Source organism: Yinghuangia sp. ASG 101, from assembly GCF_021165735.1.
Lineage (GTDB): Bacteria > Actinomycetota > Actinomycetes > Streptomycetales > Streptomycetaceae > Yinghuangia.
Genome location: NZ_CP088911.1, coordinates 3,115,879 through 3,139,587 on the forward strand (window position 1 = coordinate 3,115,879; position 23,709 = coordinate 3,139,587).

A 23,709-nucleotide genomic window follows, 5' to 3' on the forward strand; every position below is an offset into this window, starting at 1 on the left:
CATCGTTTCGCGCGGCGGGCGGCCCCGCGGACCAGGGCGCCGGGGCGGAGACGAAGATGGAGGGCGACAGCCCGCCGCAAGAACGGCCACCCGGGCCATCGCCCGGGCGGCCGACCGCACAGGAAGTCGGAAGCCCATGTACAAGCACATTCTCGTCGCCGTCGACGCCACCGCCGAGTCCGCCGGCGTTCTCGCCCACACCGCCGCACTCGCCGTGTCGCAGGACGCGGCCGTACGCGTCCTGCACATCCAGGCCGTGGACGTGGTCGGCGGCGGGACCCTCGGCGTCGTCCAGGCGGAACCCGACGACGAGGCCCGCAGGATCGTCACCGACGCCGTCGAGACGCTGCGCGCCGCGGGCGTGTCGAACGCCGAGGGCTGGGCCGGGGAGACGCTGCGCAGCGACGTCGCCGACACGGTGGTCAAGCACGCCCGGGAGTACGGCGCGGACCTGCTCGTGCTCGGCGCGCGCCGGCACCAGGGCCTGGCCGCGATGTTCCTCGGCAGCGTCAGCGACACCGTGGTGCACAGCGCGCCGTGCCCGGTCCTGCTGGTCCCCGAGGCCGCCCGGGCCGCGTAGGCACCGGCCCGCGGCGCGCGCGCCTCAGTCGCTCTCGGCCCGGAGCAGGCCCCGGAGGACGCGGGCGACAAGCCGGTCGAAGAGCGCTTCCGGCGGCTCGCGCGCGGCGACCGGCGACGCCGCGGCCGTGCTGGACGCGCTCGGCTGGGAGCGCGCACACGTCTTCGGCCACTCGCTGGGCGGTCTGATCGCCCAGCGCTCGGCCCTGCGGCACCCCGACCGCGTGCTCTCGGTGACCTCGTCGGCGGCACTTCTCAGCGACGTGTCCGGCCTGAAGGTGGCGCGCTACTTCGGGCTGCCGGCCGCGCTGTGGCCCGACATCAGCCGCGAGGTCGGCTCCCTGGCGGGCCTGCGCCACGATAACCCGCCCGGCTCCCCCGGGCCCGGGCCGCCCCGCGCGTCCGCTCAGGTCAGGGGGACGGCCCTGCGGCGCGGGTCGCGCAGGTCGGTGCCGTGCTCCAGCCAGCGCTCCCGGAGCGCCTCGGCGCCGTGCACGCGCTTCCAGGCCGTTTCGGCCGCGGTCATCGGCAGGAGGGGCAGGAAGCGCACGGGCTCGGCCGGTTCGGGCAGGGCGAGGTCCGCGACGAGGCCCCCGGGCTCGGCGACCAGCACCGCGGTGAACGCCGCGCCGTCCCACAACGGCCCGCCGACGTCGAGCGACGCACCCGCCGCCACCACGACGCCTTCGACCTGCGGGGACGCGGCCAGCACGGCGAGGGGCCGCAGCACCGAGTCGTGGGCGCCGCGCACCGACAGCACCAGTTCGGCGCGCGGGCCGCGGACGGGGTCGGCGAGTGCCGCGGACGGGTCCGTCATCGGCGACCGCGCCATGCCGAGCGTGACATAGCGGACGACACCGGTCTCGTCCGGACCGAAACGCAGAATCTCGATCCGGTCGGTGCCCACGAACGTGACGCCCGCACGACCCGACGGCTCGCCGAACGCCGCCACGACATGGGCCTCGACGGCCGGAACGGGGTCGATCGGTTCGGGAGGCGGCGTCAAGTCGAGCATGGGCGGCATCGTACGCGTTCGCCCCGACGACACTTCACGGCAACTTACCGCCTGCTACCCTGATTTGCTGGCCCGCCCGGAATCTCCGGTGCGGGGCGCCGTCATGGCGGAACCGGCGATCCCCCGGCGGGGACCGGCCCAGGGAGGTGGTTGTGGTGCATACCGGCTCATCCTGCAGTACCGGCGGTTCACCCGACCTCCCTCGATCCCCCGGCCGCATCCGCGCCCTCTGAGCCTCGGCACGGCCTTGTCCGCCGCCACCCGCGATCGATCGCGACGCGCTGTCGGCGGGTGACGCACGAGGCGTGCCCCGCTCGCCGACCAGGCCGCGGGAACCGGCTCGTTCCCCTCCCGTAGTTCCCCTGCCGCAAGCCCGCCCCGGGGCATGCCGCGCAGCGCGCCGAAACGCGCCGGACGCAGCCTGCCTTGACGCGCGCCCTCCTGTGAAGGAGCCCGCCATGTCGATGATCCGCGACCTGCGTGCCGCCGTCCGCCCGGCCGTCCTCCGCCGACGCACGGCGCTCACCGTCGTGCCCGATCCGGTGGCCGCCGGCGATTGCGTCGTGGACTGCGCGGTCTACCGCGACGGCTCGCGGCAGCAGGGCCGCACGGCGCCCGAGACGGCGATCCAGGACGTCCACGCACGCGGCGACGGCTTCGTCTGGATCGGCCTGCATGAGCCGACGGCCGACGAACTCGCGGGAATCGCCGAGCGGTTCGGCCTGCACCCGCTCGCGGTCGAGGACGCGGTGAAGGCCCACCAGCGCCCCAAGCTGGAACGCTACGACGACACGCTGTTCGCGGTGTTCAAGACCGTGCGGTACGTCGAACACGAACACCTCACCTCGACCAGCGAAGTCGTCGAGACCGGCGAGATCATGGTGTTCCTCGGGCGGAACTTCGTCGTCACCGTCCGCCACGGCCTGCACGGCGGCCTCGGCGAACTGCGGCACCGGCTGGAGGAGACCCCCGACCTGCTCGCCGCCGGGCCGTCGTCGGTCCTGCACGCGGTCGCCGACCGGGTCGTGGACGCCTACCTCGATGTCACGCAGTCGATGCAGGACGACATCGACGAGGTCGAGAACGAGGTGTTCGGCAACCGGGGGTCCGGCGACGCGGGGCGCATCTACCAGCTCAAGCGCGAACTGCTGGAGCTGAAGCGGGCGGTGACCCCCCTCGCGCGGCCGATGCAGACGCTCGCGGAACGCCCGATGCGCCAAGTGCACCCCGACATCCGCGAATACTTCCGCGACGTGGAGGACCACCTCGCGCGGGTCAGCGAACAGATCGCGTCGTTCGACGAGTTGCTGACCTCGATCCTGCAGGCCAACCTCGCGCAGGTGACGGTCGCGCAGAACGAGGACATGCGGCGCATCTCGGCGTGGGTGGCGATCTTCGCGGTTCCGACGATGATCGCGGGCATCTACGGCATGAACTTCGACCACATGCCCGAGTTGCACTGGCGCTACGGCTATCCGACCGTGCTGGGCGTCACGCTGACGGTGTGCCTGCTGATCCGCCGGGGGTTCCGGCGCAACGGGTGGCTCTAGCGGGCCGGCCGTCGGTGCGGAGCGGGCCGACGCGCGAGGGCCCGGTGTGCGCGGCGCCGGGTACGGGGTTTCCCGGGGTGGGCCCGGGTGGAGCGGAGGAGTGCGGGCCGCGGCGGGTGATGCGGCCGGGGCACGCCGCCACGGCGCGAGCCGTGGCGGTTTCGCGGCCCGGTGGCCGCCCTGCCCCGCGTCTCACAGGTTGAGGCGCCCGACGAGATTGCGCGCGCGTTCCGCGTACGACGTCTCCACCAGGACGTCGTACCTGGCCGCGACGAGTTGGCTGGTCGAGACGAAGTCGCGCCTGCCGCCCGTGCTGCGGTAGCCGATCCAGCCGAACAGCGCGCCCGCGAGGGCACCCCACACGATGCCCGCGAAGACGATCCAGATCCAGCCCGTGGCGCGCTGCGCGAAGATGCCGAGGAACAGGCCGAGCAGCAGACCGAACCACACGCCGCTCGCGGCGCCGGACAGCGTGGCCCTCTTCGCGTCCAGCCGGCCCAGGACGTTCTCGACCAGCCGCAGGTCCGCGCCCACGATCGAGGTCCGCTCGACCGGGAACTGGTTGTCGGACAGGTAGTCGACGGCCCGCTGGGCGCCCGCGTAGTCGGTGTACGACGCCACAACCTCGCCGACTCCGCCGGGCGAACCGCCCGAGATCGGCGGGAACTTCTGTCCGAACATGGCATTCTCTCCCAGGCCGGTCGGCAGCGGACCTGGTGGTCCACTTTGTGCCGCTCACCCGGGTACCCGCAGGCCCCGAAACCACACGGGAGGGGGCCGGAGGACGCCCCGCCCACCACCTACGCGGCAGCCGCCGGCCCGTGTGGGGCGGCCTCGGGCAACCGGAGTCGCCCGATCGCGATCCCGGCCCGTCTTCGGCGTGACCGCTTCGGCGGTCCGTCGTTGTGTCCGGTGGGCACGGAACGTGCACGCTGTGGTTCCGCAGGGGCGGGGTTGATCCCGGGTCGGAGGTCGAACGCCTCCATCGGGACGCGGTCGCCCCGCCATCGCGGGAAAGGTTGCGGCCCGGGAGCCCACAAGGCTCCCGGGCCGCAATGGCGCTCGGTTCGACCGGGTCGAGGGTCAGCCGCGCAGCTTGTAGTCGTCCATGAGGCGGCGTCCGATGATCATCTTCTGGACCTCGGCGGTGCCTTCGCCGATGAGGAGCATCGGGGCCTCGCGGTACAGCCTCTCGATCTCGAACTCCTTGGAGTAGGCGTAGCCGCCGTGGATGCGGAAGGCGTCCTCGACGACCTCCTTGCAGTACTCGGAGGCGAGGTACTTCGCCATACCGGCTTCGAGGTCGTTGCGCTCGCCGTTGTCCTTCTTGCGGGCGGCCATGACCATCATCTGGTGGGCGGCCTCGACCTTGGTGGCCATCTCGGCGAGCTTGAACTGGATGGCCTGGTGCTCGTGCAGGTGCTTGCCGAAGGTCTCGCGCTGCTGCGAGTACTGGATGCCGAGTTCGAAGGCGCGCTGGGCGAGGCCGCAGCCGCGGGCGGCGACGTTGACGCGGCCGACCTCGACGCCGTCCATCATCTGGTAGAAGCCCTTGCCGGGCACGCCGCCGAGGATGCGGTCGGCGGGGACCTTGACGCCGTCCAGGACCAGCTCGGTGGTGTCGACGCCCTTGTAGCCCATCTTGTCGATCTTGCCGGGCACGGTCAGGCCGGGCCGGGTCTCACCGAAACCGGGCTCCTTCTCGACCAGGAACGTCGTCATGTTCTTGTAGACCGATCCCGCGCCCTCGTCGGTCTTGGTCAGCACCGCGACCAGGTTCGACGAACCGCCGTTGGTCAGCCACATCTTCTGGCCGTTGATGACGTAGAACTCGCCGTCCTTGACCGCCTTCGTACGGATCGCGGACACATCCGACCCGCAGTGCGGCTCCGACATCGAGAACGCGCCGCGGATCTCGCCCTCGGCCATCCTCGGCAGGAAGTAGTCCTTCTGCTCCTGCGTGCCGTGCTGCTTGATCATGTACGCGACGATGAAGTGCGTGTTGATGATGCCGGACACGCTCATCCAGCCGCGCGCGATCTCCTCGACCACCAGCGCGTAGGTCAGCAGCGACTCCCCGAGACCGCCGTACTCCTCCGGGATCATGAGGCCGAACAGCCCCATCTTCTTCATGCCCTCGACGATCTCCGTCGGGTACTCGTCCCGGTGTTCGAGCTCGGTCGCCACCGGGAGGATCTGCTTGTCCACGAATGTGCGGACGGTCGCGAGGATCTCCCGCTGGACATCGTTCAGCCCGTCGGTCTGCGCAAGGCGGCCCACCAGGCGCCTCCTTCTCGTGTACGCGCATGTCCGGGCCTGCTGTCGCCCTCCGGTCCCGGCCACGCGTCTGGTCGTGAGGATTACTCGGGAGTATGTACGACCGGGCGGCGTGTCGAGAAGGGGACCCTCGTCACACCGGCCGCGCGTCGGCGTGCTACGCCGCGTCCCGTCGCGCGGAGATCGTTTCACCCGGCCGCCGGCCGGCCCCGGGCAACCACCCTCCCCCCGCGCCACACCGTACGCACGAGCGGCACGCCCGGCCGGTACGCCAGATGCACGTGCGACGGCGCGTCCAACTCGACGAGATCGGCTCGCGCGCCGGGTATGACGCGGCCCACGTCGTCGCGCCGCAGCGCCGCGGCGCCGCCCGCGGTCGCGGACCAGACGGCCTCGTCGGGGGTCATGCCCATCTCGCGCACGGCCAGCGCGATACAGAAGGGCATCGAGGTCGTGAAGCTCGTCCCCGGGTTGCAGTCGGTCGACAGGGCGACGGTCGCGCCCGCGTCGATCAGGCGCCGCGCGTCGGGATAGGCCGCCCGGGTGGCGAACTCGGCCCCGGGCAGCAGCGTCGCGACGGTCGCGGAACCGGCGAGCGCGTCGACGTCGGCGTCGGTGAGGTGCGTGCAGTGGTCGGCGGACGCCGCGCCCACGTCGACCGCGAGGCGCACACCCGGCCCGGGACCGAGCTGGTTGGCGTGCACGCGCGGCACCAGCCCCCGGGCGATGCCGGCCGTGAGGACCGCAAGGGCCTGGTCGCCGTCGAACGCGCCGCGCTCGCAGAAGACGTCGATCCAGCGCGCGTGCGGCGCGCACGCGTCCAGCATGGGCCCGGTGACGAGAGCGACGTAGCCGGCGGGATCGTCGGCGTACTCGGGGGCGACGATGTGCGCGCCGAGATAGGTGACGTCGTCGGTGACGCGGTGCGCGAGCCGGAGCGCGCGCGCCTCGTCGTCGACCGTCAGGCCGTACCCGGACTTGCACTCGATGTGCGTCGTGCCCTGGCGGGCCGCCTCGGCGGCGAGCCGGTCGAGGTTGGCGGCGAGTTCGCCGTCGCTCGCCGCGCGGGTCGCGGCGACCGTGGCGCGGATCCCCCCGGCGGTGTACGCCTGACCGGCCATGCGCGCCGCGAACTCGGCCGTACGGTCGCCGGCGAAGACAAGGTGGGCGTGCGAGTCGACGAAACCCGGCAGCACCGCGCGGCCCTCGGCATCGTGCCGTGCGTCGGCGCCGGGTGCCGCACCGGCCGGGCCGACCCACGCGACGCGGCCGTCCTCGACGACCACGGCCGCGTCCGCGAGCGGGCCCAGCGGGCCCGTGCCCAGGGCCGGGTCGTTGGTGACGAGCGCCCCGATGTTGTCGACGAGCAGCGCGGTCATGCGACCAACGCCCGGATGGCCGCGGTGAGTTCGCCGGGCACGTCCTCGATGAGCCGGTGCGTGCCGTCCGCCACGATGGTGCGCCCCGCGACGGTGACATGGGTGACGTCCGCGGCGGTGGCGGCGAACACGGCGGACGACGGCGCGAGGCGCGGCACGGTCCCGGCCAGGCGCACCGAGTCGAGCCCGATGGTCACCAGGTCGGCGCGCATGCCGGTCTCGATGCGGCCGACGTCGTCGCGGCCCAGCGCCGCCTGGCCCAGGGCGGTGGCATGGGCCAGGAGCCGGGCGGTGGTGAAATGGCCGCGGCTGCCGGTGCGCAGGCGCTCGCCGAGTTCGACGCCCCGGGCCTCCTCGAACATGTCGGTCACGGCCTGGCTGTCGGTGCCGAGCGACAGCCGCACGCCCGCGCGGGCGAGGTCGCCGGCCGGGCCGATCCCGTCGGCGAGGTCCCGCTCGGTCGTCGGGCACAGGCACACGCCCGCACCCGACCGGCCGAGCACGGTGATGTCGTGGGCGCCGACGTGCGTGGCGTGCACGGCGGTGAAGCGCGGGCCGAGCGCGCCGGCGGCGTCGAAGACCTCGACCGGCGTCCTGCCGTACGCCTCGAACGACGCGTGGTTCTCGATCGGCTGCTCGGAGACGTGCGCGTGCAGCGGTACGTCGCGGTCGGCGGCCCACGCCGCGACGACGGGAATCTGCGTGTCGGGAACCGCGCGCACGGAGTGCACGGCGGCACCGACGAGCACGTCGTCGGCGTCCCGGTACGCGTCGGCGAGCGCTCCGGCGCGGTCGGCCCACCGGTCGGCGTCGCCGTCGGTGAAGCGCAGCTGCGTGTTGTGCGGGCGTTCGCCGATGCCGCCGGTCAGGTAGCAGGTGTCGAGCAGAGTGATGCGGATGCCGGCCTGCCGCGCGGCTTCGACGAGTGCGTGGCCCATCGCGTTGCGGGTGGCGTAGGGAGTGCCGCGGGCGCCGTGGTGGAGGTAGTGGAACTCGCCGACGGTGGTGATCCCGGCGAGGGCCATCTCGACGTACACGGCACGGGCCAGCGCCAGGTACGTGTCGGGGTCGAGCCTGTCGGCGGCGGCGTACATCATCGCGCGCCACGTCCAGAACGTCCCGGCTCCGGCCTGTGTACGTCCGCGCAGCACGCGGTGGAAGGCGTGCGCGTGGGTGTTGGCGAAGCCCGGGACGGTCAGCCCGCGCCGGATCTCGGCGCCGGGCGGCGGGATGGTGTCAGGACGGATGCCGGCGATGCGCCCGTCGCGGATGTCGATCGCGACGTCGCGTTCGACGCCCGTGCGGGTGTGCACGAGTTCGCACCACAGGAGTCCGGAGGGCTGGAGGGTCACGCGGTCGGCTCCTTGTTCGGACGCGGCTCCTCGTCCGTACGCGGATGGCCGTCCGCGAGGAGCCCGGCGAGCACCGCGGTGAGCGCGTCGACCCCGGCGAGGCGGTCGGACGGCTCGGCGAACTCGGCCGGGGAGTGCGATACCCCGGTCGGATTCCGGACGAACAGCATCGCGGTGGGCAGCACTGCCGACAGGACCCCCGCGTCGTGTCCGGCCCCGGTCGGCAGCACCGGGGCGTCGCCCAGGCACCGCGCGATCCGGTCGCGCAGCGGCCCGGCGAACGCGACGGCCGGTGTGTACGACTCGCGCACCACCTCGACCGCCGTCCCGTCGCGCCCGGCGCGTTCGCGTGCGGCGTGCGCGGTCTCGGCGACGACGCGGTCGAGCACGTCCTCCGCCGGTGCCCGGGCGTCGAGCCAACCGCGTACGAGAGAGGCGATGGCGTTGGTCGCGTTGGGCTCGACGGTGACCTTGCCGAACGTCGCGAGCGCCCCCGCGAGCCGGGCCTTCTTGCGGGCGGCGAGCACGGTGGTGGCGTACGTGAGCATGGGGTCGCGGCGGTCTTCCAGGCGCGTGGTGCCCGCGTGGTCGGCGGTGCCGCGGAAGTCGAACCGCCACCGGCCGTGCGGCCAGATCGCGGAGGCGACGCCGACGGGCGTGCCGCGGTCCGCGAGCGCGCGGCCCTGCTCGATGTGCAGCTCCACGAAACAGCCGATGCGGCCGAGGAGTTCGGGGTCGGCGCCGAGCGCGGCGGGATCGTGGCCGGCGGCGGCCATCGCGTCGGGCAGCGACACGCCGTCGCCGTCACGCAGGGCGTGTGCCTGGTCGGCGGTGAGCACGCCCGCGGCCAGCCGTGACCCGACGCACGCGACACCGAAGCGGGCGCCTTCCTCGTCGGCGAAGTTGACGACCGCGAAAGGGCGCCGAAAGACGGCATCGCCCGCGATGAGACGGTCGAACGCCGCGAACGCGGAGGCCACCCCGAGGGGCCCGTCGAAGGCCCCGCCGTCGGGGACGGAATCGAGGTGCGACCCGGTGACGACCGCGTCACGCGCCATGGCGGGCGACCAACTGCGCGGCGCCACAGCGGCCCGGCCCCGGCCTCCGTCGAAGGCGCCAGGCGAGGCTCCGGCCGAGGCGCCGCTTCCCGGCGGCCCGCCGCCGGGGCCGCCCGTCCCGCTCCGGTCCCGGCCGAGGGGTGGGGGGCCGACTCCGGCCCCGCTTCTCGGCTGGTCCGCCCCCGCGGCGGACCCGCCACCGGAGCGGCGCCCTTCGCGACGCTCGCCGTCGTCCTCCTCCGGAGCCGTCCCCCGGGCAGGCCCGGTTCCGTGACGCGGTGCCCCGTCGCCGCCCTCGCCCCCGCCGTTCCCGCGGGGCACGTCCCGGGCGGGCACGGCGGTGCTCTCTCCCCCGTCCCTCTCCGGAGCCGCGTCCGGACCCGCGAACCACGCCCACTGGTTGCCGTTGCGGTCCAGCTCGTACACGAGCCCCCGCCGCTCGGCCTGCGCACGGAACCACGCGCGGCACGCGAGGTCCGCGGCGGTCCAGGCGAACCGCCGGTACCCGCCTCCGGTCGCGTCGCGGCCGATCGGCGCGAGCTCCGCCCACATCTCTTCGAAGGTGGTCACAGGGTGCCGTCGCCTTCCCGCATCGGTACGCGGACTCCGGCCTCGTCCGCGACCCGCCGCGCCTCGTCGTAACCGGCGTCGACGTGCCGGATGACGCCCGTGCCCGGGTCGTTGGTGAGCACGCGCCGGATCTTCTCCCCGGCGAGTGCCGTGCCGTCGGCGACGGTCACCTGCCCCGCGTGGATCGACCGCCCGATCCCGACACCGCCGCCGTGGTGGATCGACACCCACGACGCGCCCGACGCGACATTGACCATCGCGTTGAGCAGCGGCCAGTCGGCGATCGCGTCCGAGCCGTCGCGCATGGCCTCCGTCTCGCGGTACGGCGATGCCACCGAGCCGCAGTCGAGATGATCGCGCCCGATCACCACGGGCGCGGACAGCTCTTCGCTCGCGACCATCGCGTTGAAGCGCTCGCCGGCCGCGGCGCGTTCGCCGTACCCGAGCCAGCAGATGCGCGCGGGCAGCCCTTGGAAGCGGACTTTCTCCCGGGCCAGTGTGATCCAGCGGGCGAGCGCCTCGTTCTCCGGGAACAGCTCCAGCACCGCGCGGTCCGTCGCGGCGATGTCGCGCGGATCACCGGAGAGCGCCGCCCAGCGGAACGGCCCCTTGCCCTCGCAGAACAGCGGCCGGATGTACGCCGGAACGAAGCCGGGGAAATCGAACGCCCGCTCGTATCCCGCGCGTTGCGCCTCCCCCCGGATCGAGTTGCCGTAGTCGAAGACCTCCGCGCCGTGGTCCCGGAAGCCGACCATCGCCTCGACATGCCGGGCCATCGACTCCCGCGCGGCGGCGGCGAACTCGGCGGGCCGCGACCGCGCGTACTCCGCCATGTCGTCGAACGCCACCCCCGCCGGGAGATAGGCGAGCGGATCGTGTGCGCTGGTCTGGTCCGTCACGATGTCGATCGGCGCGCCCATCGCGAGGAGCCGGGGCACGACCTCGGCGGCGTTGCCGAGCAGCGCGATCGACAGCGGCCGACGCGCGTCACGCGCCTCGACGGCCAGGCGCAAGGCCTCGTCGACGGTCTCGGTGCGCACGTCGCAGTAGCCGTGTTCGATACGCCGCGCGATCCGGCTCGGGTCGCACTCCACACAGATCGCGACGCCGCCGTTCATCGTGACGGCGAGCGGCTGTGCGCCGCCCATGCCCCCGAGGCCGGCCGTGAGCGTGACCGTCCCGGCGAGCGAGCCGCCGAACCGCTTGGCCGCGACCGCGGCGAAGGTCTCGTAGGTGCCCTGCAGGATCCCCTGTGTCCCGATGTAGATCCACGACCCGGCGGTCATCTGGCCGTACATCGTCAGCCCCAGGGCCTCCAGACGCCGGAACTCCTCCCAATTGGCCCAGTCGCCCACGAGGTTGGAGTTGGCGAGCAGGACGCGCGGGGCCCATTCGTGGGTCGTCATGACCCCGACGGGCCGGCCGGACTGCACGAGCAGCGTCTCGTCACCGCGCAGGGTGCGCAGGGTGCGCACGATCGCGTCGTACGACCGCCAGTCGCGGGCGGCCTTGCCGGTGCCGCCGTAGACCACCAGCCGGTCGGGATGCTCGGCGACCTCCGGATCGAGGTTGTTCATGAGCATCCGCAGGGCGCCTTCCTGCGCCCACCCGAGGGTGTTCAGCGCGCTGCCGCGCGGCGCGCGCACCGGTCGGGCGCCTGCGGTCGGAGCGGTCACGACGCACCTCCTGAATGGACTTCTTCATCTCATGACGCCATGAATATAGCCCATCACCATCCGCCCGGGACCCCCTCGACACGAGGCGGCCCCGGCGGGCCGGGCGCGCCCGGGCGCGGATCCGCCCCGAACCTCGGACGCTCCATCCGGACGGTTACGCTTTATAGAGATTTTTGTCCGCTATGCGACTGACACAGACCGGCAGAACATGCAACTTGAGCAGCTCATCTGGATGGTCACGGCCCTCGGCGCCTTCGGAGCCGGCGTGTCGCTCACCCTCCTGGCCTCCGGCCGCTCGCGCGAACGCGGCGTCGCGGCCGTCCTGGCCCTCACGGGCCTCCTGTTCGTCGCCGGCGGATTCCTGCTGAGCACCCCCCGCTACAGCGACACCGGATTCATCGCGGGCGGCGGCGCGCTCGTGGGCCTGGTGATCGGCCTGGTGTGGTCCTTCGCGGGCCGACCCCAAAGGAGCAGCCGCGCCTGAAGTCAGTCTTCGAACAGGCCCCGGGTGGCGGCCTGGTGGTCGAAGTCCTCCAGCCGCGTCTGCGTGTCGGCCGGGGTGATGTCGCAGATGGCCTGCAGGAGGACCTGGCCGAGAAGCAGGGGCGCCCCGCAGGAGTCGAAGACGAGTTGGCTGCCGACGCCGGCGACCAGGACGGCGTCGGAGAAGGCGGCGGCGGGGACGAACGGGCCGTCGGCGATGGTGACGACGCGCAGGCCCAGCTCCTTGGCGGTGCGCAGCGCGTCGGTCAGTTCGCGGGGGTGGCGCGGCAGCGCGAAGCAGAGCAGGGCGGTGGCTCCCGCGGCGCGGGCCTGGTCGAGCCGGTCGCCGAGGAGCGAGCCGCCTTCGTCGATGACGCGGACGTCGGGCAGCACCTTGGCCGCGAAGTAGCCGAAGCCGCGCGCCGGGGCCATGCCGGTCCGCAGGCCGAGGACGACGAGCGGGCGCGAGTCGGCCAGCAGCGCGGCGGCCCGGGTCACGGGCCCCGGGTCGGCGAGTTGTTCCGCGAGCCGGGCCAGGTTGCCGATCTCGGCGTGGACGGCGCCGACGTACTCGTTGCGGTGCACCTCGGCATCGGTCTCGGCCCGTGTCGGCAGGCCGAGGGTGCGCAGGCGCGCCCGCAGCGCCGGATAGCCGTCGAAGCCGAGGGCGACCGCGAAGCGGGTGACCGACGGCTGGCTGACGTCGGCGAGTTGCGCGACCTCGACACTGGACAGGTACGGCGCCTCCGCGGCGTGGCGGACGAGGCTGTGCGCGATGCGGCGCTGCGTCGGGGTGAGGCGGTGTTGGTCGAAGAGGGCGAGAAGGCGCGACGAGGGGCTGTCGGGGGCGTCGGGCACCGCGCGGGGGTCGCGAGCGTCGGCGGCGACCCGTGCGGGTCCGGGGGCGCGGTCGCCGGCGGGTGCGGATTCGGTGCCCGGCCCCGCGCCGGGAGCCGGGTGCGAACCCGCCGTCTCGGCGGCGGGCCGTCCGGCCGCGGAGCCGGAATCGGCCCCGCCCCGTCGGTCGGCCGAAGCCGCCCTCCGGCCGGGCGCCGCCGCTCCCGTCCTCCGGGAAGCCGAACCCCGGCCGGGGCGCTCCGCGGACGCCGGGTCCGGGCCGGGCTCTGCGGGCCGCTCGGGGCCGGCGGTGTCGGTCGGGTTCTCGTCCACAGCCCGTGGTGTCCGTTTCCTCAGAGTGGGTGGGGTGCGCCGGGCGTCGTCGGGTCCGGCGGGTCGACCGGCGGGCGACGCCTCAGGCGAGCGGCCCTGTCACGGCCGCCGCCGCGCGGGTGAGCGCGCCCGAGCGTACAAACTCCTCGGCCGCCGCGAGTTCCGGGGAGAGGAACCGGTCGGCGTCCGGCCCGGCCACTCCCGCGCCGCGCAGCGCCGCGACGACCACGGCGGTCGCGGGTGCCGGCGTGAGGCTGCCGGCTTGCGTGCGCATTTCGGTGGCGCGGGCGGCGGTGACCAGTTCGACGGCGAGAACGCGGGTGAGGTTGCGGATCGCCGTGCGCAGTTTGCGGGCCGCGCTCCAGCCCATCGACACGTGGTCCTCCTGCATCGCCGAGGACGGGATCGAGTCGACCGACGCGGGGGCCGCGAGCCGCTTGCACTCGGAGACCAGCGCCGCCTGCGTGTACTGGGCGATCATCAGGCCGGAGTCGACGCCGGGGTCGTCGGCCAGGAACGCGGGCAGCCCGTGCGAGCGGGACGGGTCGAGCAGCCGGTCGGTACGGCGTTCGGCGATGGACGCCAGGTCGGCGACGGCGATCGCGAGGAAGTCGAGCACATACCCGACGGGCGCGCCGTGGAAGTTGCCGTTCGACTCGATGCGGCCGTCGTCGAGCACGACCGGGTTGTCGATCGCGGCGGCCAGCTCGCGTTCGGCGACGAGGGCGGCATGCGCGAGCGTGTCGCGGCCCGCTCCCGCGACCTGCGGCGCGCACCGCACCGAGTAGGCGTCCTGCACGCGCGGCTGCCGGTCCTGGTGGTGGCCGGTCATGCGCGATCCGGCGAGGAGGCGCCGCATGTTGTCGGCGCTGGCGGCCTGGCCGGGGTGCGGGCGGATGGCGTGCAGGGCGGGGTCGAGCACCTTGTCGGTGCCCAGCAGCGCTTCGAGGGTCATCGCGGCGGTGATGTCGGCGGCGGTGAACAGCTCGGCGAGGTCGGCGACCGCGAGGAGCAGCATGCCGAGCATGCCGTCGGTGCCGTTGACGAGGGCGAGGCCTTCCTTCTCGCGCAGCTCGACCGGGGTGAGGCCGTGGGCGGCGAGCAGTTCGGCGGCCGGACGGACGACGCCGTCGGGGCCTTCCGCTTCCCCCTCGCCGGTGAGCACGAGCGCGCAGTGCGACAGCGGCGCGAGGTCGCCGGAGCAGCCGAGCGAGCCGTACTCGTGGACGACGGGGGTGACGCGGGCGTTGAGCAGCGCCGCGATGCCCTCGGCGACGAGGGGGCGCACACCCGTGCGGCCGGAGGCCAGGGTCTTCAGGCGCAGCAGCATGAGCGCGCGGACGACCTCGGTCTCGACGCGCGGACCCATCCCGGCGGCGTGCGAGCGGATCAGGGAGTGCTGGAGGCGGGTGCGCAGCTCGGCGCTGATGTGCCGGGTGGCGAGGGCGCCGAAGCCGGTCGAGACGCCGTAGACCGGGCGAGGCGACGCGGCGAGGGCGTCGACGACCGAGCGCGTGGCGGCCATCGCGCTCAGCGCGCCGTCGGACAGGTCGACGCGGGCGCCGTGCCGCGCGACGGCGACGACGGCGCCGGGGGTGAGCCCGGTCTCGGCGACGGTGACGGCGCCGGGCGCGCTGTGCAGATCCTTATTCACCCGACCATTATGTGCATGGATCGTGTGCAGGGCCGCCGTGCGCACGAGGCGGCGCCCGCCGGGATTCCCCGGTCGGCGGCATACGGCACTCTTGGGGGGCGGACGCTCGTTCGGGTGACCGGCCCCTGCCGGGCTCCCCCGACCGCGTCCGAGCGCCGTCCAGCCCGTATCCGACACCGACCCCGCCGAGGAGCCGCCCCGTGGGCCGTGTGACCAGCCGCCGCAAGATCCTGCGTCTGGACGGCGGTGCCGCGACGCGTCGGACGGACACCCTCGCCGCCGAGGAACCGCTCGACATCCGCGTCGGCGGCCGGACGCTGACGGTCACGATGCGCACGCCGGGCGACGATTTCGACCTCGTCGCGGGCTTCCTCGTCGCCGAGGGCGTCGTGCACGAGACGCGCGATCTGGCGGCGCTGCGCTACTGCGCCGGGACGGACGACGAGGGCCGCAACACGTACAACGTCGTCGACGCGGCGCTCGCCGCCCACGTGCCGCCGCTCGCGCCGGGTCTCCAGCGCGGGGTGTGGACGTCCAGTTCGTGCGGCATCTGCGGCACCACGGGCATCGACGGCCTGCGCAAGATCTCGCGCTTCGACGTCGCCTCGGACGAAGTACGGCTCCCGCCGGAGGCGTTGTTCGCCCTGCCCGGCGAACTGCGGCGCGCACAAAAGGTGTTCGACTCCACGGGCGGCCTGCACGCCGCGGGCCTGTTCACCCCCGGCGGCGAAGCGGTCTGCGTGCGCGAGGACGTGGGCCGGCACAACGCCGTCGACAAGGTGGTCGGCTGGGCGCTGCGCGAGGGCCGCCTCCCGCTCGCGGGCCACGTACTGGCGGTCAGCGGGCGGGCGTCGTTCGAGCTGACGCAGAAGGCGATCATGGCCGGGATCCCGGTGCTGGCGGCGGTCTCCGCACCGTCGTCGCTCGCGGTCGAACTCGCCGAGGACGCGGGCGTCACGCTGGTCGGCTTCCTGCGCGGCGCGTCCGCGAACGTCTACACGCACGCGGACCGCGTCACGGGCTGACGCCCCGTCATTCCGGCAGCGACGCGCCGCCCGTGAGCGCGACCGCGACCAGCGCGCGCAGCACCGGGGCGAGGCCCTGGGCCGACAGGCTCAACTCGTCGGTGAACACCTCCACCAGCCAGCCCCCGGCCGCGTTGGTGCCACCCGCGACGACCATCGCCTTGTAGCCGCCGACCAGCAGCAGGTCCTCCTCCGCGGGGTCGTTGCCGGCGTCCCCCACCTCCTGGACGAAGCCGCCGCCCTGCACCGCCTCGGCCGCGGCCGGGTACGCGCTCAGGTCGTACTCGGCGGTGCCCGCCTCGTACCGGGCCCGGGCCGCGCCGGGGGAGCCGGTCATGCGGTGGATGGAGTAGCGCACCGTCCGCAGCGAATGCCCCTGCGGCGGCACGTACGAGATCCACCACGAGACGCCGTCGAGCATGCGGGCGAACGTGTCGGCGACGATCTCCAGGCGGCCGAGGGTGTCCGCGCGGTGCACCCGCCCGGGCACGCGCTCGTCGAGGGCGCCCAGCACCGCGGCGAGCAGCCGCCCGGGCTCGGCGTTGTGCAGCGCGCCGCGGAACCGGCGGCGGTCGCGGTGCGGCGGGCCGGCGGGCGCGGAGTCGGCGGGCAGGACCGCGTCGTCGTCGACCGCGAGCGAGACCGTGGGGTCGGGCGGCTGCCCGCGCCCGGCCACGACCGGGTGGATGGCCCGGCTGCCCTTCGCCCGGTACTGCGCCGCGTCGGCGAGCCGGAACAGCCGGTCGGCGCTGGTCACCGGGCCGACCGGGTCGCCAGTGGACGCGACGCCGCACGCGACGCCCTCGCCGTCGTGCATGCGCAGCGCGCGGCGGCACAGCTCCTCGGCCACCGCCACGACCTCGTCGGGGGTGAACCCCTCGATCAGCACGCAGAATTCGTCGCCGCCGAGGCGCGCGGCCATGGAGCCGGGGAGCATCGCGCTGCACGCGGAGAGTTGGTCGGCGAAGCGTTCCAGGAGCCGGTCGCCGACGTCGTGGCCGCGCTCGTCGTTGAGGCGTTTGAGGCCGTTGACGTCGCACACGATGAGGCTGACGACGACGCCCTCGCGGTAGTGCCGGGTGATGGCGGCGTCGAGGCGCGCGTCGATCGCGCGGCGGTTGGCGAGGCCGGTGAGGGGGTCGGTGAACGCCAGCTTCTCGATGCGCTGGTAGTGCTCCGCCTGCGCGAGGCCCGCGGAGATCTGGGCCGCGAGGACCGCGGCGAACTCCGCGTCGACGGCGTCGAACCTCGGCTGTTCGGCGTGCCGGGCGAGGTACAGCTCACCCCACACGCGGCCTTCGACCATGATCGGCGCGACCATGCAGCCGTGCCGCCCCCGGCGGCGCAGCGCCACGACGCGCTCGTGTGCGGAGTCCCGCTCGTCGACGGTGTTGGACCAGGCGGTGGGCCACGTCGCGGGGGCGATGATCTCGGGAAAGTCGGTCACGGCGTACGTTTCTGCGTGCGGCAGGGCTTCCTCCCCGTCGGCGAGGTCGCCGTCGTTGACCAGGACGCGCAGGTGCCCGGAGTCGCGCTCCCAGATGGAGACGGACGCGAGCGCGGCGTCCATCGCGGCCCGGGCCTGCCGGGCGGAGATGCGCACGACGTCCATCAGTGTGTGTGCGGTGGCCAGGGCCTTGGCGAGTTCCATGACCGCGTGCAGGCGGCGGGCCGCGTCCCGTCCTCCCGGGGGCGGAGTCGCGGCGCCGTTGCCGCCGCCGTTGTGGCCGCCGCCCTTGGTGCCGCCACCGCCGTCGTCCGGCCGGCCCCCGCTCGTCCGGCCGCCCTCGGGTCCTCCGGACGGTCGGCCCCCCGGGTCGGGACACTCGTGCCCGTGCGGATCAGCGCGCGCTACGACTTTCCTCACCGCCTCCGTACGGGCTCGCCGACGCGCGGACCGTTTCTCGCCGGCCCCGCTCGACACCACAGAAGAGTATGTCGCTATTTGCCGAATTTGCGCAGAATGAGGTCACATCTGTAGACAAGATGTCACAGTGTGTGATCTGCCGTCGGTGATCCCCCCGGGAGATTTCCGTGGCGGTCGTCCGAGCCCCCGGACCCCCACGAAACCTCCACCCACGCCTGCAAACCTTACTCCTCCGTACCGACACGGCGACGCCCCGTGTCCATACCGACACCCGGCCCGGGGGAACCATTCGCAACGAACCCGACCGATTCCGATCAGGTTGCCGCGGGAACCTGGCGCGGCGGACCGCGGGCCGCACCGCGCTACGGCGCCGCCGGCCCCGCCCCGCCGGGTACGGCCGAGGTGTCCTCCTCCGGCGCCCCCGCCCCCGGCCGCCGGACCATGAACGGCTCCACCAGCCCGAGGCCGCGCACCGGCCGGCGCCACATCGGCTGGACGTCGAAGTCCGGCACCTCGCCCAGCGCGGCGGCCAGTTCGCGGTCGATGACCACGGTGTTCTTCGGGGCGAGCGCGGTCAGCCGGCTCGCGAGGTTCACGGTGGTCCCGAAGACGTCGCCCATGCGCGATAGCACCTGGCCGTACGCGATCCCCACGCGCAACTCGGGCAACGCGGGCTCCGCGGCGATCGCCTCGACGAGCCGCAGCCCCAGTTCCGCGGCGGCCTTCGGGTTGAAGGCGACGTACAGCACCTCGTCACCGAGCGTCTTGACCAGGCGTCCGCCGAGCGAGGTGATCACGTCGGCCGCCGCGTCCTCGAACGTCTCGACGACATGGCCGAGTTCGGCCTCCGACAGACTGCGCGACAGGCGCGTGAAGCCGACCAGGTCGGCGAATCCCACCGCGAGGCGCTGCCCGACGGTGTTGTGGTCGGTCGCGGACTCCATCGCGCGCGTCCCGGCGGCGGCGAGGTGGCGGCGCCACGCGTACAACACGAGCGGTTCCAGGGAGGGCATGACCTCCTCGGCGGCCCCCATGACCCGCTCGGAGCGCTGGCCGTTCCGCTGGCCGCCGAGGTATTCCATCCACGCCTCGGTCTGCCACTCCGCGAAGCGCGCCATGGTCTGGCCGACGGACCGGACGAACTGCGCGGCGACCGGTTCCGGCAGCAGGCCCGACTGGATCAGTCTGCGCAGGTGCCGCAGCGCCTCGACGTCGGCATCGGTGAACGCGCGGGCCGGACCGAAGTCGGCGAAGCCGAGCGCGCGCCACATGCGCCGGGCCTCCTCGACCGACACACCGACCAGTTGCGCGACCTGGCCGGAGGTGTAACGGCGGGGGGCGCCGAGGACCAGCTCCTCGACGTCGATGATCGACGGCAGCACGAACTCGGCGTCGTCAGGCTCCGGCGGTGACTCGGCCGGGGCCCCGGGCCGCGGCTCGGGCGCGCCTTCGGGGACCGGATCCGGCACCCGTATGTGCCGCTCCTTGGCGCTCTTGCGGTCGGCGTCACGGCCTGTTTTGCGGCTGCTCTTGCGGCCGTTCTTGCGGCGATCCGGGGCCGGGGTCGTCCGGCCGTCGATCGGGTGCCCGTCTCGGGCACTCTCCTCGGGCATGCGCTCCACCAGGGGTAAGGGTGTCTCGTCAGGCCCACCTTACGTGTCCGGCGTCACACTTGTTCAGCCCACCGGCCCCTCCGCGTCCCCGTGCGGTTCCGTCGCGACGGTGCCGGGGGGACGGTCGATACGGAGGGTCTTCCGGACGAATGCCTCGTCGGCCGTCTCCGCGGTCCCCGGAGCGGGCCGTCCCGGCGGTCGGCGGACGGGGGGCGGGGCGGACTGCCGGGCGGCGTGGTAGGCCGCGTCCCGGGCCAGGTCGACCAGCCGGAGGAGCCGCGTCCGCACCCGCTTGACCTGCGGCAGACCGACCAGGACGAGCGGTTCCCGGCCGTCGTCGGGGACCACGGCCAGGCTTCCCGTGCCGAACACGCGCTCGGCGAACGAGGGCTGCAGAACGCGCACGTCCGCGACCCGGGCGAGCGCGATCGCCCGGCCTTCCTGCGTCCATACGCCGTGCTGCTCGACGATCCGGCCGCCGGCCACGGTGTACCGGTTGCTGAGCCACCGCAGCCACGGCACGGCCGACCAGCGCCCGATCAGCCCGACCGCGAGGACGAACACCGCGATCCGCGGCCAGTTGCGCCCGTCGCGGTCGGGCGCCAGCGCCGCGAGATACGAGGCGGCGCCCACGACGACGAACAGGACCGCCACGGGAGCGGCCAGCACCCCCCAGCGCTCCCGCAGCACCATGTCCGGCCGAGCCGCCGGTCCGCGCATCGTGCCACCACCCAGCTCCGTCGCATACGTCGCCCTCGCGGGCTTTTCCGGCGAATTGTGCGCCGGACGGAGCAGGCAACCCGCAGGGACACGCGGTACGGGAAGCGGACGGAGTCCTTCAAACCCCGCAGGCGGGTGGTTTTCCCGGGCGCGTCGCCGGGGGCACCGCCGTGCCGCGCACGCACGCGCGGCCCACGCACACGCCGATCAGCCGACCGCCCCGTCGTCCGCACGCGTGGTTCGCCCGACCGGCCACGGCACGCCTCCGCGGGCAGCGCCGTGCCACGCACGTAGCCCACCCGCGCGTCGGTCAGCCGACCGCCGCGTCGTCGGCGGCCCCCTCATTCCCCAAGGTCAGTAGGCGTGCGGTGCCTCGTCGGTCGGTCGTACGTGGACCACGTCCCCCGCGCCCACGGCCTCCGGCCCGTCCGGGCCGTCGACCAGCAGGCGGCCGTCGTCGTCGATGCCGGTCGCGGTGCCCACCAGGACGCGGCCCGCCGGCAGCTGGACGCGGACGCGGCGGCCGATCGTTCCGCACGCCGCGGTGTACGCCGTGTGCAGGCCGCTCGTCCGCGCGTCGCCGTCCGCCGCGGACCAGCGGCGGTACAGCGTCTCCAACTCGCGCAGCACCGCGCGCAGCAGCGGGCCGCGGTCGGTGGTGGCCGCCCCCGCGAGCGCCAGGGAGATCGCGCCCGGCACGGGCAGTTCGTCCTCACGGAGGGACACGTTGAGGCCGATGCCGAGCACCACGCCGTCCCCGGCCCGCTCGGCGAGGACCCCGGCCAGCTTGCGCTCGCCGACCATCAGGTCGTTGGGCCACTTCAGGCGCACGTCGACGCCCGAGACCCGGGTCACCGCCTCGGCCGCCGCGACCCCCGCGAGGAGCGGCAGCCAGCCCCAGCGGGCGACCGGCACATCGCCGGGGTGCAGCAACACCGAGAAGAACAGACCCGAGCGGGGCGGTGCCGTCCACGTGCGGTCGAGGCGCCCGCGTCCGGCGTTCTGGTATTCGGCGACGAGCACGACGCCTTCGTCCTCGGCCGCCCGCGCCGCGAGGTCGGCGTTCGATGAACCCGTCTCGGCGACGACCCGGACCTCGCGCCACAGCCCGCCCGCGCCTTCCAGCGCGTGCCGGAGATCGCCCTCCCGCAGCGGGGGGCGGTCGAGGTCGGTCCAGGGGGAGGCGGCGGAGTCCGAGGAACCAGTCATAGCGGCAGGTTAGGCCGCGTGGCACGGGGTGTGCGATCCGAGGGCCGCGGACCGCGAGTCGCGGGCGGGGCGGCCCGGTCGCCCGCGTCGGGAGTGTGCGCGCCCGGTGGCCGAAGCGTCGCATAAAGCCCGCTTGTGCCGGGGCGGTGAGGGCGGGTTTCGGGGCGCGGCTACGCTACGTTTCGCCGCTGTTCGACTTGACAGGAGCCCGCGCAATGGACCCGGTACAGGGCGATCCCGACATCCACACCACGGCCGGCAAGCTCGCCGACCTCAGTCGCCGCATCGACGAGGCGGTACACGCGGGCTCGGCCCGTGCGGTCGAGAAGCAGCACGCCAAGGGCAAGATGACCGCCCGCGAGCGGATCGAGTATCTGCTCGACGCCGGCTCGTTCATCGAGCTGGACGAGTTCGCCCGGCACCGGTCGACCAACTTCGGGCTGGAGAAGAACCGTCCGTACGGTGACGGCGTCGTGACCGGCTACGGCACGGTCGACGGCCGCCAGGTCTGCGTGTTCTCGCAGGACGTCACCATCTTCGGCGGTTCGCTCGGCGAGGTCTACGGCGAGAAGATCGTCAAGGTCCTCGACCTGGCGATCAAGACCGGCTGCCCGATCATCGGCATCAACGAAGGCGGCGGCGCGCGCATCCAGGAGGGCGTCGTCTCGCTCGGCCTGTACGGCGAGATCTTCCGCCGCAACGTCATCGCGTCCGGCGTGATCCCGCAGATCTCGCTGATCATGGGTGCGGCGGCCGGCGGCCACGTCTACTCCCCCGCGCTGACCGACTTCGTCGTGATGGTCGACCAGACGTCGCAGATGTTCATCACCGGCCCGGACGTCATCAAGACGGTCACCGGCGAGGACGTCACGATGGAGGACCTCGGCGGCGCCCGCGCGCACAATACGAAGTCGGGCAACGCCCACTACATGGGCGGCGACGAGAAGGACGCCCTGGACTACGTCAAGGGCCTGCTGTCGTACCTGCCCGGCAACAACCTCGAGGAGGCGCCCGCCTATCCCGAGGTCGCCGACCTGGAGACCAGCGACCACGACCGCGAGCTGGACACGCTGATCCCGGACTCCGCGAACCAGCCGTACGACATGCACAAGGTCATCGAGCACGTCGTCGACGACGGGGAGTTCCAGGAGGTCCACCCCCTCTTCGCGCCGAACATCGTCGTCGGCTTCGGCCGCGTCGAGGGCCGCAGCGTCGGCATAGTGGCCAACCAGCCGATGCAGTTCGCCGGCACGCTCGACATCGACGCGTCGGAGAAGGCCGCGCGGTTCGTGCGCACCTGCGACGCGTTCAACATCCCGGTGCTGACCTTCGTCGACGTCCCGGGCTTCCTGCCGGGCACCGACCAGGAGTGGACCGGCATCATCCGGCGCGGCGCGAAGCTGATCTACGCGTACGCCGAGGCGACCGTGCCGCTGGTGACGGTGATCACCCGCAAGGCGTACGGCGGCGCGTACGACGTCATGGGCTCCAAGCACCTCGGCGCCGACGTCAACCTCGCGTGGCCGACCGCGCAGATCGCGGTGATGGGCGCGCAGGGCGCGGCGAACATCGTCTACCGCAAGGAGCTGGCGGCGTCGGAGAACCCCGACGAGCGCCGCGCGGAGCTGATCCAGGAGTACGAGGACACGCTCTGCAACCCGTACATCGCGGCCGAGCGCGGCTACGTGGACGCGGTCATCATGCCGTCGTCGACCCGCGCGCACGTCGTGAAGGCGCTGCGGGCGCTGCGCGGCAAGCGCGAGACGCTGCCGCCGAAGAAGCACGGCAACATCCCGCTGTAGCCGGCGCACCGCCGGGCCGTCGTGTCGCCGCGGCCCGGCGGATCCGCCGCAGATCGCCGAACGGGAGAGAAGTCCCATGATCAAGATCGTCCGCGGGGAGCCGACCCCCGAGGAGCTCGCCGCGATCGTCACCGTGATCGCCGCCCGCTCCTCCGCCGGAGCCCCGGCCGAGGCCCCCGCCCCGTCCCAGTGGAACGCCCCCGCCCGGCTGGTCCGCACGCCGCTCCGCCCGGGCCCCGGCGCGTGGCAGGCGAGCGGCTGGGCGCGCTGACGCCCGTCGGCGAAACAACCGGTCGCGAGGTCAGGGGACGCGAGGCGCCGACGCGCTTTTCGTCCCCTGACCGGCGTCGGGCCGGCCGACTCCCCGCGGCGGGAAACGGACGTTCGACCGGCGCGTGAACATCACCCAAACGACTTGAGTACCGCTACTCAAGCCCCGCGGGGGCGGCGCGGCGGAGCATGTTCCGCATGCGCCGCGTTCGTGAGGAACCCCCGGAGGAACTGCGCCGCGCCGTGGACCAACTGCGGCGCGTCGTCGTGATCCTGCCCGTGCTGCTGGTCGTCGCCGCGATCCTGATCGCCCTGTGAACGGCCCGCGACGTGCGCGGGCCCGCCGCGTCGGGCGCGTGACCGGCGAACGGTCCGCGCCGCTCGCTCGTTCGGGTGAGGCGGCCGAGCGCCCGCCCTCGTCCGTCGGCTCGACTACCTTG

The 23,709-nt window shown here is 73.6% G+C and carries 20 protein-coding genes and 1 pseudogene; 8 read left to right on the forward strand and 13 right to left on the reverse strand.

What is annotated here, in order from left to right; genetic code table 11:
• Positions 1-136: 136 nt before the first annotated feature.
• Positions 137-580 carry a universal stress protein gene (locus tag LO772_RS13000; protein WP_231778567.1) on the forward strand — a complete coding sequence of 148 codons (444 nt, stop codon included), beginning with the start codon at positions 137-139 and terminating at the stop codon, positions 578-580.
• Between the two features lie 127 nt (positions 581-707).
• Positions 708-812, forward strand: a pseudogene (locus tag LO772_RS36290) (alpha/beta fold hydrolase); the annotation flags it as partial.
• 173 nt (positions 813-985) lie between these two features.
• On the opposite strand, the gene LO772_RS13010 reads toward LO772_RS36290, so the two are convergent.
• Entirely contained in the window at positions 986-1,594 is a 609-nt protein-coding gene (locus LO772_RS13010) for a suppressor of fused domain protein (RefSeq protein WP_231778568.1), read from the reverse strand.
• Positions 1,595-2,052: 458 nt separating this feature from the next.
• On the opposite strand from LO772_RS13010, the gene corA reads away from it, so the two are divergent.
• Positions 2,053-3,144: a magnesium/cobalt transporter CorA gene (gene corA / locus LO772_RS13015; RefSeq protein WP_231778569.1), complete on the forward strand. Its 1,092-nt coding sequence runs from the start codon at positions 2,053-2,055 to the stop codon at positions 3,142-3,144.
• A gap of 192 nt (positions 3,145-3,336) precedes the next feature.
• On the opposite strand, the gene LO772_RS13020 is transcribed toward corA, so the two are convergent.
• The 6 genes from LO772_RS13020 to hutU form a co-directional block, all read right to left on the reverse strand.
• On the reverse strand, positions 3,337-3,825 hold the full coding sequence (locus LO772_RS13020) for a general stress protein (RefSeq protein WP_231778570.1): 489 nt from the start codon (positions 3,823-3,825) through the stop codon (positions 3,337-3,339).
• A gap of 402 nt (positions 3,826-4,227) precedes the next feature.
• On the reverse strand, positions 4,228-5,424 hold the full coding sequence (locus LO772_RS13025) for an acyl-CoA dehydrogenase family protein (RefSeq protein WP_231778571.1): 1,197 nt from the start codon (positions 5,422-5,424) through the stop codon (positions 4,228-4,230).
• Between the two features lie 185 nt (positions 5,425-5,609).
• Entirely contained in the window at positions 5,610-6,800 is a 1,191-nt protein-coding gene (hutI, locus tag LO772_RS13030; protein WP_231778572.1) for an imidazolonepropionase, read from the reverse strand.
• On the reverse strand, positions 6,797-8,152 hold the full coding sequence (locus tag LO772_RS13035) for a formimidoylglutamate deiminase (protein WP_231778573.1): 1,356 nt from the start codon (positions 8,150-8,152) through the stop codon (positions 6,797-6,799). The genes hutI and LO772_RS13035 overlap by 4 nt, the downstream gene beginning before the upstream one ends.
• The gene (locus LO772_RS13040; protein ID WP_443089453.1) at positions 8,149-9,762 is read right to left on the reverse strand and encodes an allantoate amidohydrolase; all 1,614 of its coding nucleotides are present in this window, start codon (positions 9,760-9,762) and stop codon (positions 8,149-8,151) included. The genes LO772_RS13035 and LO772_RS13040 overlap by 4 nt, the downstream gene beginning before the upstream one ends.
• Positions 9,763-9,776: 14 nt before the next feature.
• Complete coding sequence (gene hutU, locus LO772_RS13045) at positions 9,777-11,456, reverse strand: urocanate hydratase (protein WP_231778575.1); 1,680 nt, start codon at positions 11,454-11,456, stop codon at positions 9,777-9,779.
• 208 nt (positions 11,457-11,664) lie between these two features.
• On the opposite strand from hutU, the gene LO772_RS13050 reads away from it, so the two are divergent.
• Positions 11,665-11,940 (forward strand): hypothetical protein, encoded by a 276-nt coding sequence (locus LO772_RS13050; protein ID WP_231778576.1) that lies wholly within the window; start codon positions 11,665-11,667, stop codon positions 11,938-11,940.
• A 2-nt stretch (positions 11,941-11,942) separates the two neighbouring features.
• Here LO772_RS13050 and LO772_RS13055 read toward each other — a convergent pair whose 3' ends face one another.
• Together LO772_RS13055 and hutH are read right to left on the reverse strand one after the other, a co-directional pair.
• Positions 11,943-12,797, reverse strand: coding sequence for a MurR/RpiR family transcriptional regulator (locus LO772_RS13055; RefSeq protein WP_231778577.1), 855 nt, complete (start codon positions 12,795-12,797; stop codon positions 11,943-11,945).
• A 394-nt stretch (positions 12,798-13,191) separates the two neighbouring features.
• Positions 13,192-14,751, reverse strand: coding sequence for a histidine ammonia-lyase (hutH, locus tag LO772_RS13060; RefSeq protein WP_231779526.1), 1,560 nt, complete (start codon positions 14,749-14,751; stop codon positions 13,192-13,194).
• Between the two features lie 212 nt (positions 14,752-14,963).
• Here hutH and fdhD point away from each other — a divergent pair, with 212 nt between their 5' ends.
• Entirely contained in the window at positions 14,964-15,788 is an 825-nt protein-coding gene (fdhD, locus tag LO772_RS13065; RefSeq protein WP_231778578.1) for a formate dehydrogenase accessory sulfurtransferase FdhD, read from the forward strand.
• A 7-nt stretch (positions 15,789-15,795) separates the two neighbouring features.
• On the opposite strand, the gene LO772_RS13070 is transcribed toward fdhD, so the two are convergent.
• The 4 genes from LO772_RS13070 to LO772_RS13090 form a co-directional block, all read right to left on the reverse strand.
• The gene (locus LO772_RS13070) at positions 15,796-17,655 is read right to left on the reverse strand and encodes a sensor domain-containing diguanylate cyclase (protein WP_269453199.1); all 1,860 of its coding nucleotides are present in this window, start codon (positions 17,653-17,655) and stop codon (positions 15,796-15,798) included.
• A 362-nt stretch (positions 17,656-18,017) separates the two neighbouring features.
• Positions 18,018-19,268: an adenylate/guanylate cyclase domain-containing protein gene (locus LO772_RS13080; protein ID WP_231778579.1), complete on the reverse strand. Its 1,251-nt coding sequence runs from the start codon at positions 19,266-19,268 to the stop codon at positions 18,018-18,020.
• 63 nt (positions 19,269-19,331) lie between these two features.
• Positions 19,332-19,988, reverse strand: coding sequence for a PH domain-containing protein (locus tag LO772_RS13085; RefSeq protein ID WP_231778580.1), 657 nt, complete (start codon positions 19,986-19,988; stop codon positions 19,332-19,334).
• 354 nt (positions 19,989-20,342) lie between these two features.
• Complete coding sequence (locus LO772_RS13090) at positions 20,343-21,197, reverse strand: biotin--[acetyl-CoA-carboxylase] ligase (RefSeq protein WP_231778581.1); 855 nt, start codon at positions 21,195-21,197, stop codon at positions 20,343-20,345.
• Positions 21,198-21,412: 215 nt separating this feature from the next.
• Between LO772_RS13090 and LO772_RS13095 the strand changes: the two genes are divergently transcribed.
• From LO772_RS13095 to LO772_RS36295, 3 genes are all read left to right on the forward strand, one after another.
• Positions 21,413-22,999: an acyl-CoA carboxylase subunit beta gene (locus tag LO772_RS13095; RefSeq protein ID WP_231778582.1), complete on the forward strand. Its 1,587-nt coding sequence runs from the start codon at positions 21,413-21,415 to the stop codon at positions 22,997-22,999.
• A 76-nt stretch (positions 23,000-23,075) separates the two neighbouring features.
• Positions 23,076-23,270: an acyl-CoA carboxylase subunit epsilon gene (locus LO772_RS13100; RefSeq protein ID WP_231778583.1), complete on the forward strand. Its 195-nt coding sequence runs from the start codon at positions 23,076-23,078 to the stop codon at positions 23,268-23,270.
• 197 nt (positions 23,271-23,467) lie between these two features.
• A complete protein-coding gene (locus LO772_RS36295; RefSeq protein WP_443089405.1) occupies positions 23,468-23,587 on the forward strand; it encodes a morphogenic membrane protein MmpB in 120 nt (39 codons plus the stop codon).
• Positions 23,588-23,709: the final 122 nt, after the last annotated feature.

Excerpts from the sequence above, each read along its gene's own strand:
- corA (WP_231778569.1), top strand. The coding sequence starts at position 2,053 with ATGTCGATGATCCGCGACCTGCGTGCCGCCGTCCGCCCGGCCGTCCTC.
- LO772_RS13020 (WP_231778570.1), bottom strand. The coding sequence starts at position 3,825 with ATGTTCGGACAGAAGTTCCCGCCGATCTCGGGCGGTTCGCCCGGCGGA.
- LO772_RS13095 (WP_231778582.1), top strand. The coding sequence starts at position 21,413 with ATGGACCCGGTACAGGGCGATCCCGACATCCACACCACGGCCGGCAAG.
- LO772_RS13010 (WP_231778568.1), bottom strand. The coding sequence starts at position 1,594 with ATGCTCGACTTGACGCCGCCTCCCGAACCGATCGACCCCGTTCCGGCC.
- hutI (WP_231778572.1), bottom strand. The coding sequence starts at position 6,800 with ATGACCGCGCTGCTCGTCGACAACATCGGGGCGCTCGTCACCAACGAC.
- LO772_RS36295 (WP_443089405.1), top strand. The coding sequence starts at position 23,468 with ATGCGCCGCGTTCGTGAGGAACCCCCGGAGGAACTGCGCCGCGCCGTG.
- LO772_RS13080 (WP_231778579.1), bottom strand. The coding sequence starts at position 19,268 with ATGCCCGAGGAGAGTGCCCGAGACGGGCACCCGATCGACGGCCGGACG.
- LO772_RS13090 (WP_231778581.1), bottom strand. The coding sequence starts at position 21,197 with ATGACTGGTTCCTCGGACTCCGCCGCCTCCCCCTGGACCGACCTCGAC.
- LO772_RS13000 (WP_231778567.1), top strand. The coding sequence starts at position 137 with ATGTACAAGCACATTCTCGTCGCCGTCGACGCCACCGCCGAGTCCGCC.
- LO772_RS13085 (WP_231778580.1), bottom strand. The coding sequence starts at position 19,988 with ATGCGCGGACCGGCGGCTCGGCCGGACATGGTGCTGCGGGAGCGCTGG.
- LO772_RS13100 (WP_231778583.1), top strand. The coding sequence starts at position 23,076 with ATGATCAAGATCGTCCGCGGGGAGCCGACCCCCGAGGAGCTCGCCGCG.
- LO772_RS13050 (WP_231778576.1), top strand. The coding sequence starts at position 11,665 with ATGCAACTTGAGCAGCTCATCTGGATGGTCACGGCCCTCGGCGCCTTC.
- LO772_RS13040 (WP_443089453.1), bottom strand. The coding sequence starts at position 9,762 with ATGTGGGCGGAGCTCGCGCCGATCGGCCGCGACGCGACCGGAGGCGGG.